This is a genomic window from Leisingera sp. NJS201 (assembly GCF_004535885.1).
GTDB lineage: Bacteria > Pseudomonadota > Alphaproteobacteria > Rhodobacterales > Rhodobacteraceae > Leisingera.
The window spans coordinates 525,707-535,229 of sequence record NZ_CP038234.1 but is presented as its reverse complement, the minus strand read 5'-3'; the positions used below and the strand labels follow the sequence as shown (position 1 = coordinate 535,229).

The 9,523-nt window shown below is 63.7% G+C and carries 7 protein-coding genes and 1 pseudogene; 7 read left to right on the top strand and 1 reads right to left on the bottom strand.

Features of this window, described 5'->3' with window-relative positions; all coding sequences use genetic code 11:
• Window positions 1-165: 165 nt before the first annotated feature.
• The gene (locus tag ETW23_RS02635) at window positions 166-2,550 is read right to left on the bottom strand and encodes a mechanosensitive ion channel family protein (RefSeq protein ID WP_134829032.1); all 2,385 of its coding nucleotides are present in this window, start codon (window positions 2,548-2,550) and stop codon (window positions 166-168) included.
• Window positions 2,551-2,945: 395 nt separating this feature from the next.
• Between ETW23_RS02635 and ETW23_RS02630 the strand changes: the two genes are divergently transcribed.
• The 7 genes and pseudogenes from ETW23_RS02630 to ETW23_RS02600 all read left to right on the top strand — a co-directional run bounded on the left by ETW23_RS02630 (window position 2,946) and on the right by ETW23_RS02600 (window position 9,453).
• A complete protein-coding gene (locus ETW23_RS02630) occupies window positions 2,946-4,166 on the top strand; it encodes a glycosyltransferase (RefSeq protein WP_348773116.1) in 1,221 nt (406 codons plus the stop codon).
• The gene (locus ETW23_RS02625) at window positions 4,163-5,407 is read left to right on the top strand and encodes a glycosyltransferase family 4 protein (RefSeq protein ID WP_134829031.1); all 1,245 of its coding nucleotides are present in this window, start codon (window positions 4,163-4,165) and stop codon (window positions 5,405-5,407) included. Before ETW23_RS02630 ends, ETW23_RS02625 begins: the two co-directional genes overlap by 4 nt.
• A 6-nt stretch (window positions 5,408-5,413) precedes the next feature.
• Window positions 5,414-6,502 carry a glycosyltransferase family 4 protein gene (locus ETW23_RS02620; RefSeq protein WP_134829030.1) on the top strand — a complete coding sequence of 363 codons (1,089 nt, stop codon included), beginning with the start codon at window positions 5,414-5,416 and terminating at the stop codon, window positions 6,500-6,502.
• A pseudogene (locus ETW23_RS02615) lies at window positions 6,499-7,085 on the top strand (histidine phosphatase family protein). The gene ETW23_RS02620 and the pseudogene ETW23_RS02615 overlap by 4 nt, the downstream one beginning before the upstream one ends.
• Window positions 7,082-8,218: a glycosyltransferase family protein gene (locus ETW23_RS02610; RefSeq protein ID WP_134829029.1), complete on the top strand. Its 1,137-nt coding sequence runs from the start codon at window positions 7,082-7,084 to the stop codon at window positions 8,216-8,218. Before ETW23_RS02615 ends, ETW23_RS02610 begins: the two are co-directional and overlap by 4 nt.
• Complete coding sequence (locus ETW23_RS02605) at window positions 8,215-8,973, top strand: polysaccharide deacetylase family protein (protein WP_134829028.1); 759 nt, start codon at window positions 8,215-8,217, stop codon at window positions 8,971-8,973. Before ETW23_RS02610 ends, ETW23_RS02605 begins: the two co-directional genes overlap by 4 nt.
• Window positions 8,974-9,453 carry a class I SAM-dependent methyltransferase gene (locus ETW23_RS02600; protein ID WP_134829027.1) on the top strand — a complete coding sequence of 160 codons (480 nt, stop codon included), beginning with the start codon at window positions 8,974-8,976 and terminating at the stop codon, window positions 9,451-9,453.
• The last annotated feature ends 70 nt before the right edge of the window (window positions 9,454-9,523 follow it).

The following is a 9,523-nucleotide window of genomic DNA, read 5'->3' as shown; positions in this document are numbered from 1 at the left end:
ATTCTCAACCAGGACAAAACCGGATTCCGCAGCGGCGGCTTCTTTCTGGGAGAAATACCTCCGCCGGAGGCAGCGGCGCGCGCCAGCGCGGCGCCACGCCCAATCCCAAGCGGAGCGCGCTAGCGGTCCAGCGCGGGGGCGGGAGGTCGCCGGTCAGGCATCTGCTCAGCGGTCATCGCCGCCCGGGCCGCCCATTTCGTCCAGAAGATCGTCGTCAATCGCCGCCTGCACTGCCCCTGCGGCAGCCTCTTTCTGCTTCGGCGTCATCTCATCAGCCTGGTCCGGCGCCAGCCGCACGGTGACCTCGCGATGAGCAAATCTGATGCCCTCGCGGGCAAACAATTCACGGATCTCCTGGTACACCCGTTTGCGGACAATCCACTGATCCCCCGGTTTGGTCATGAATTTCACGCGGATAATCATCGCTGAATCCTGCATCTCGATCACACCCTGGGACTTCAGCGGCTGAATAAAGGTATGTCCGACAACAGGGTCATCCATCAGCTTTTGGCCAAGCTTCTTGATCAGCTTGCGAACCTTCTCCACGTCAGTATCATAGGTCACGCGCATCGGCAGTTTCATCATCACCCAGTCACGCGAATAATTGGTCAGAACCTTGATCTCGCCGAAGGGGATCGTGTGCAGCGCCCCGAGGTGATGGCGCAGCTGGAAAGACCGCACCGAGATCTTCTCGACCGTGCCCTTCACGTCGCCGATGTCGATGTATTCGCCCTTGCGGAAGGCATCATCGATCAAGAAAAAGGCGCCAGAGAAAATATCCCGCACCAGCGTCTGCGAACCAAAGCCAACCGCAAGACCGACAACACCGGCACCGGCGAACAGCGGGCTGACATTAATACCCAGTTCCAGCAGAACGATCAGCACGATCGAGACCAGCACAACCGCCAGGATCGTGCCCCGGAACAAGGGCAGCAAAGTGGCCAGACGGCTGGCACCCCCGGCCCCGCCTTCATCACCCAGCTCTGCCTCCGAAACATCGCCGGCTTCCTCATCGATCTTGCTGTCGATCCAAATCCGGAACAGGTGATAGACGATAAAGCCGATGAACAGGATCACCGTCACATCGATCACCCGTTCAGCCGCAGTGGTTTCGGTCCATTGGGCGTCCGGGTTCCAGACAATCACCAGTGAATAGGCCCCGACTACAAAAGCCAGAATGCCTGCCACTCTGCGGGCAAGATCCTGGTACGTGCCAATAGGATGTCTTGCGGCCGGTGCATCTGCGGCTTCCGCAGCGGTCTCCGCCTCATCCGGAGCAGCCTCTTCACCCCGTTGCTCAGAAATACCCTCCGCTTCCGTGGCGGCTCCTTCCTGCCCGGTTGCTGCCATGGCAGCCTGCATTCGCCGGGTGCGGTTGAAATAGCGCTCGATGAAGTAGTTGATCGCGCCATAGACAATCAGGATCGTGGTCAGAACGAAATAACTGCCCGCCATCAACGGGATCGAAACATCCCTTTCCAGCACCAGATCAAAGGCCAGCTTAAGCCAGCCAAAAGCCATGTAAGCCATCAGAACCGGTGCCCAGGCAACTGCCAGAACACGCACCAGCCAGGAACATTTTTCCGGCATTCGGCCGGCACGGATGGCATTGGATATGGCGCGCCCGTTGACCAGCACCATCAGCAGGTTGCCCAGCATCCCGACCAGTGCCAATACCCCGTATACCAGTGCATAGACATTGTAATTCAGGCCGAAATCGCCGACCCAGGTGGCAAACAGCGTCGAGGAAATGTCATAGGTCGCCAGCAGGGACGCCCAGATATAGAGCCGTTTTGCGTCCCGGTCTGAAAACACCGGTATCCGGTACTGGGCCAGGAACGGCGACAGCACCATCCGCCACAGATCGGACACCGTGCGGGCCAGGAAAAACGCCGTGTAGACAGCAGTTGCCGTGAATTCGATTGAGGGGTCGCCCGAAGCACCGAAGATCAGATAGGAAATCAGCGCCGCAAAGACCATCGCAAAGACGGTCCCGCCAATCCCCATCAGGAACCGGTAGACCAGGAAGGGCATCTTTTCCTGATAACCTTCCGGGTTCTGCCGGATCCGCGCCACGACGAAACGCTTGGCAAAACGCTTTCCGTAGATTTCCGTCGACAGCCAGCGGCCGATCAGCAGGAACAGCACGCTCCAGAACAGCACCTCGACATAGGTCATGATCCGGCCGTCCGGGCTGGTTTCCCGCAGGATCCATTCCACCTCCAGCCGCGAATAGGGCAGCGCCTCCAGGCGGCTGCTCAATTCAGCCCGGAAGGCGCCGACCCTGGATTGCGCTTTCATCAGCGCCGAGGGCTGCTCCATCGTGTCGGATGCAGGATGGTCCGCTGCCTGTTCCGCGTCCGGCGGCGCGTTCAGCAACTTGCCGCTGCTGTCCACCACGACCACACTGACACCGCTTTCCGCCGCCTGTTCGATCGCACGGGACAATGTATCTGCTCCGCTCGCTTCACTTTCCTGCGCGCCTGCGTGAGCGGCCAGGCCAAAACTCAGCAGGCCGCAAATGAGAACCCGGAACAAAACTTGCAGCATGACCGCCTATCCTTTTGGAAACTTGCGTCAAATTAACCACGCAGCGGAGCGTTGCGCAAATGGCGCGGACGCAATTTCCTGTGCGGCAGGCAACAAAGGCGCATGATTGCATGCACACAGGCTCCGGGCTATACCAATTCATATACCCGCCCCTTGGGCGGACTGCTGCAGAGACTGGACTGGCAAACACCCTCCGGGCTTGAGCGGCAGCAAAAGCAAACACTGACCGTGCCCCCGCCGCAACCGGCTTCAGGGGCGCGCAAACTGAGGCGGAAGATGGCGGAGCACACGAGCACGCGCCCGGGGACGAGCGGCAAAACCGGCTGGCCTGGTTCCTGCGCCGCCGGCCCCGGATTTCGGCCATCCGCCGCCCGGCAACCCGATCAGGCGATTCAATGACGACCGCAAGCACCACACCGGCAGCGGCGTGCACCCGCGGGCCGCGGATCATGTTCTACAGCCACGACACTTTCGGACTGGGGCATCTGCGCCGTTCACGTGCGCTGGCAGGTGCACTCACCTCAGCCAATCCCGACGCCTCGGCGCTGATCCTGACAGGTTCACCGGTTGCGGGGCGGTTTTCCTTTCCGACCCGGGTCGATCATGTCCGCCTGCCGGGTGTGATCAAGCGTACCGACGGCTCTTATGCCTCGCGCACCATGGGCATGAGCATCGAAGAAACTGCTGATCTGCGCGCTGCGCTGATCCGCTCTACAGTAGAGCAATACGACCCTGACGTGCTGGTGGCCGACAAGGAACCCACCGGCTTTCGCGGTGAGCTGATGCCGGCGCTGGACCTGCTGAAATCACGGGGCCGCTGCAAGATGGTGCTGGGCCTGCGCGATGTGCTGGACGAGCCCGAAGTGCTGGCCGCCGAATGGGAGCGCAAGCACGCGGTTGAGGCCACTCGCGATTTCTATGATGAGATTTGGGTCTACGGGCCGCGGTCCGTGTACGATCCCACCGCGGGGCTGCCCTTCACCCCGCAGATGCAGGCCCGGATGCATTGGACCGGCTACCTGCGCCGCGATCTTGGCCAGGTGGGGGAACCGCCCGAACAGCCCTATTTGCTGGTCACTCCTGGCGGCGGCGGCGATGGCGAGATGATGGTGGACCTGGTGCTGTCGGCCTATGAAGCCGACGCGGAGCTCTCCCCGCGCGCCGTGCTTGTCTATGGCCCTTTCCTGTCCGGGGAAACCCGGGAGGATTTCGAGGAGCGTGTCGCCCGCCTGAATGGCAGGGTTACCGCAGTTGGCTTTGAATCACAGATCGAGACGCTGTTTGCCGGCGCCCAAGGGGTGGTCTGCATGGGCGGCTACAACACGTTCTGCGAGGTCTTGTCCTTTGACAAACCCGCCGTGATCGTGCCCCGCACCACGCCGCGGCTGGAGCAATGGATCCGCGCCAGCCGGGCCGAGGAAATCGGCCTGACCACCATGCTGGACGAATCCCGTGACGGCTGGACACCCCCATCCCTGGCCAAGGCGATCCGCGCGCTGGCCACCCAGCCGCCGCCCTCTGCCGCCGGGTCTGAGGGGCTGCTGGACGGGTTGGACTATGTCACCCGCCGGGTGGACGCACTGCTGCAGGACACACATCAGGAGGCCGCCGAATGAGCACGCCCCGCCCGCCGCTCGCGGTGGTGGTAAAGGGCTGGCCGAGGCTGTCCGAGACCTTCATTGCACAGGAACTGGTTGCCCTGGAGGCCGCCGGCCACGCGCTTGAGATCTGGTCGCTGCGCCACCCCACCGACATCAAGCGCCACCCGCTGCATGCGCAGCTGCAGGCGCGCGTGAACTACCTTCCCGAATACCTCCATGATGAGCCGGAGCGGGTCTGGCGCGCACGCACGATGGCGCAACAACTGCCCGGTTATGCTGAGGCCTACCGCATCTGGCGCGCCGATCTGCGCCGTGACCTGACACCCAACCGCATCCGCCGCTTTGGCCAGGCCTGTGTGCTGGCCGCAGAAATGCCCGCGGACGTGCTGGGGCTTTACGCCCACTTCCTGCACACGCCGTCCTCGGTTGCGCGTTATGCCGCGATCATGCGCGGGCTGCCCTGGAGCTTTTCGGCCCACGCCAAGGACATTTGGACCTCGCCCGATTGGGAGCTTAAGGAAAAGCTCTCCGCCGCCCACTACGGCGCGGCCTTCGGCGCCACCTGCACCGGCTTTGGCGCCAAACACCTGCAACAGATGGCCGATACGCCCGACCGCGTCGATCTGGTTTACCACGGGCTGGATTTGTCGCGGTTCCCCGCCCCCCCTGAACGCGGCCTGCGCCGGCCGCAGGAACCGATCCAGTTCATGTCCGTGGGGCGTTTGGTCGAGAAAAAGGGCTTTGACCGGCTGATCGCCGCCTTGGCTCTGCTGCCCCCAGGGCTTGATTGGCACTGGACCCATATCGGCGGCGGCGGATTGGGCGATTTGCTGCAGGGCATGGCTGAGGATGCTGGCATTGCCAACCGCATCACCTGGCGCGGCGCCTGCGACCAGCCCGAAGTGATCGAGGAAATGCGCCGCTCGGATCTGTTTGTGCTGCCCAGCCGGGTGGCTGCGGACGGCGACCGCGACGGGCTGCCCAATGTGCTGATGGAGGCGGCCTCGCAATCCCTGCCAATCCTGTCGACGCCGGTTTCTGCGATCCCGGAGTTCATCACTCATGGAACCCATGGCCTGCTGAGCGAGGACCGCCCCGAGACGCTGGCCGAGACCCTGCTGTATGCGGCCCGGCACCCGCAACGGCTGGCAGCAATGGCCGGCGCAGCACTTGCCCGCCTGCGCACTGATTTCGGCATGGATCCCGGCATCGCCCAGCTGTCCAGGCGGCTGCATGCCATGCTGCAAGAAAGCTGACCGGCCATGCAGCCGGGAGCCGGAAAGCGGGTCGCCTTCTACGCACCGATGAAGCCGCCGCATCACCCGGTGCCCTCCGGCGACCGCGAGATTGCCCGCAACCTGATGGAGCTGCTCACCGCCAGCGGTGCGGCGGTGCAGCTGGTTTCAGACTTGCGGATCTATGACAAGACCGGCGACGCGGCGTTGCAGTCCAGCCTGCGCAATCAGGCCGAGGCCGAGGCTGAACGACTGATCCGCAACCTGCCCGGCGCGGACCTCTGGGTCAGCTATCACAACTATTACAAGGCGCCGGATCTGATCGGCCCCGCTGTCGCCCGCGCCCGTGGAATTCCCTATGTGCAGATCGAATCCACCCGCGCCAAGAAACGCCTGACCGGACCATGGGCCGGTTTTGCTGTAGCGGCCCATGCCGCTGCCGACGTTGCCGCGGCGATCTTCTATTTCACCGAGCAGGACCATTTCGCATTGAACCGCGACCGCTGCGGCGCGCAGGCAGTGGCCCATCTGCCGCCCTTCCTGCCGCTGGATCAGCTGCCCGAAGCCTCGTCGCTGGACGGCCCGATGCTGACCGCCGGCATGATGCGTCCGGGTGACAAGCTGGCTTCCTACCAAATTATCTCGGAAATGCTGTCTCATCTGCCTGGCGATTGGCGGCTGGACATTGCCGGCGACGGCCCCGCCCGCAGCGAGGTTGAAGCACTGATGGCCCCTTTCGGACACAAAGTGCGCTTCCTCGGCCAGCTTTCCCGCGCGGAGCTGGCAGCCGCCTATGGCAACGCCAGCCTGTTCCTTTGGCCGGGCGTGAACGAAGCTTTTGGCATGGTCTATCTGGAAGCCCAGGCCCATGGTCTGCCCATCGCAGCCCAGGACCGGCCCGGCGTGCGGGATGTGCTGCTGCCCGCTGGCTATCCCGCTCCGGATCAAGGGGCCGAGGCTCTCGCAGGTTTTACCGCAGGCTTGCTTGCAAACCCCGAACTGCGCGTTGAGGCTGGCAAGGATGCACGTGACCTCATTTTGTCCCGCCACCTTGCTCCCGCCGCTGCCCGGCAGTTCTGGGCAACCGTTCTGCCGCTAATGGAGACCCGCGTATGATCCGCCTCGCCCTTTTGCGTCATGGCCACACCGCCTGGAACCGCGCCGGCTGCATCCAGGGCCGCAGTGACATCCCGCTGGATGATCAGGCCCGCAAAGAGCTGCGCGGCTACGCCCTGCCCGCTGACTGGACGCAGGCAGACCTCTGGTCCAGCCCGCTGATGCGCGCGGCGGAGACCGCAGAATTGATTACAGGCCGCGCACCCAGCACCGCACATGAACTGACCGAAATGGACTGGGGCGACTGGGAGGGGCTGCATGGGCAGGACCTGAAGGCCGACCCGGCAAGCGGTTTCCGCGATATCGAGAACTGGGGCTGGCACTACCGCCCGCCCGGCGGTGAAACCCCTGCCGAGGTCTGGACCCGTATAGAACCCTGGCTGCGCAGTCTGACGCGGGATACAGTAGCGGTCTGCCACATCGGCATCATGCGGATGATCCTGGCACGCGCCCATGGCTGGGATTTCGACGGCCCCGCCCCTTCCGCATCAAACGCAACCGGCTGTTTGTGGTGGAAATCAGCGGCTCCGCCCTTATGCCTTGGCCCGAACCGGTCCGGCTGATCCGCAAGGCCGCGCCATGAAAGTCCTGATCGCCGTAACCCATCTGCTTGGCACCGGCCACTTGGCCCGTGCGCTGACATTGGCCCGCGCTTTCACCGCTGCCAGCCATCAGGTTCAGGTGGTTTCCGGCGGCTTCCCTGCCCCGCAGCTCGACACGGATGGAATCAATCTGATCCAGTTGCCGCCGTTGCGTTCCGATGGAGTGGATTTCACCCGGCTGCTGGCAGAGGGCGGAGGGCTGGCGGACGCGGCCTATTTGATCCGGCGCCAAGACGTTCTTTGTGCCGCTTTGAACGAAATGCAGCCCGATGTGCTGATTACCGAACTTTACCCTTTTGGCCGCCGCTCGCTGCGCAAGGAGTTTCTTGCGCTGCTTGATGCCGCCCATGCGTTGCCCCGGCGGCCGGTGATCCTGTCCTCTATCCGCGACATTCTCGCCCCGCCTTCCAAACCCGGGAAAGCGGACAAAGCCGATGCTGTAATCGCCCAATTTTATGATGCGGTTCTGGTCCACTCCGACCCCGCAGCAACCAAGCTGGAGGCCAGCTGGCCGGTCACCCGCATGCTTGCAGGCAAGCTGCGCTATACCGGTTACGTTGCCCCTCCGGCTGCCGGCCCGCATCCGTCACAGGCAGGGTCAGGCGAGGTGCTGGTCAGTGCTGGCGGCGGCAGCGTAGGAACGCCGCTATACCAGGCAGCACTTGACGCGGCAAAGCTGATGCCGGACACGCCTTGGCGGTTGCTGGTTGGCGGATCAAACGCCGCCCGGCGCATCACAGAATTTGCCGAAACAGGCTCCCCCGCCCTGCTGGAACCAGCGCGCAAGGATTTCCGCCAAATGCTCTCCCATGCCGCGGCCTCGGTCAGCATGTGCGGCTACAACACTGCTCTGGATCTGCTGCAAGCCGGCACGCCTGCGGTGCTGATCCCGTTTGATGCCGGGAATGAAACCGAACAGGGTCTGCGCGCCGCCAGCCTTGCGCCCCTGAACGGCGTCCAAGTGGTCAAAACCGCAGATCTCTCAGCTGAGACGCTATGCGCTGCGGTCAAGGCGGTATTGCACGCACCGCCGCGGGTTGCAGGCGGTTTCAGGTTTGACGGCGCCGCCCGGAGTGTGGAGATTGCCGCAGAACTTGCGGGAGGGCGCGAATGACACCGGATTGGAGCGGTCTGGACCGGGAACTGGAGCACTGGCAGACGGCAGGATTGACGCTGCCTTTGTGGTGGCGGGATGATGACGCGATGTCCCATTCAACCGAGCTGGAGCGTTTGGCAGCACTGTCTGCGGACCTGGACCTGCCGGTGCATCTCGCGGTGATCCCGCACGGCGTCACCCCGGATCTTGGCCGTTTTGTTGCAGATCATCCGCAACTGATCCCGGTGGTGCATGGCTGGACGCATCAGAACCACGCGCCCGCCGGCGAGAAGAAAGCCGAGTTTGGAGCGCACCGCCCGCTGGAGGAACTGCTGGACGATGCCGAGCGCGGCCTGATCTCTCTGCAAGAGATATTCGGCACCAGCCTGCGCCCTATGTTCGTGCCGCCCTGGAACCGGGTCTCTCCGGAAATGCTGACATGGCTGGCGGGTACCGGTTTCACCGCAGTTTCCACTTTTACACCGCGCAAAAGCGCCAAACCCGCCTCCGGCCTGCTGCGGGTGAACACCCACCTGGATCCCATCGACTGGAAAGGCGGCCGCAGCTTGCTGCCACCGGAGCAGCTGATTGCGCAAGTGGCGCGCCAGCTGCGCGACCGCCGGCTTGGCGATGCCGACAATGCAGAGCCTTACGGGCTGCTGACCCACCACCTGGTGCATGACGAGGCAGTCTGGAACTTTGCCGCCGCTCTTGCAGTGCGCCTGCTGGATGGCCCGGCAGAGGCCTGGATCTATGACGAAAGGATGTCCTGAATGAGCCGTCTTGATTCCATGCTGCGCCGCCTAACCGCCCAGCGCGACGGGTTGAACTGGGCCGCAAATCAGGTCGCCCCGTTGCAGGGCGATGTGCTGGACATGGGGCTTGGCAACGGCCGCACCTATGATCACCTGCGCGAAACCCTCGCCAGCCGGCGGATCTGGGTCATTGACCGGTTGCTGCAATGCCATCCCTCCTGCGTGCCGCCGGAGCAGGATTTCCTGCAAGGCGAGGCAAAACCAATGCTGGAACGGCTGGCGGCTGAGGGGCGCAAAATCGCCTTGGCGCATTATGACTTCGGCTTCGGGATCAAGGAAAAGGACGTCGCCGAGGCCGCTGGCCTCTCCCCCGTCATTGCGCAGGTCATGGCCCCTGGCGGCATCATCGTCTCCGGCCAGCCGCTGGTTGGTTTTGAAGAACTGGACGGCCCCGATGGCATCCAGCCGGGGCGCTACATGTTCTACCGGGCCGGCTGATCCGGGTCACCGCCCGGCCCGGAAGGCCGGGCAGCGCACGCCCCCGCCCCAAGAGGGCGGGCGCTCCTCC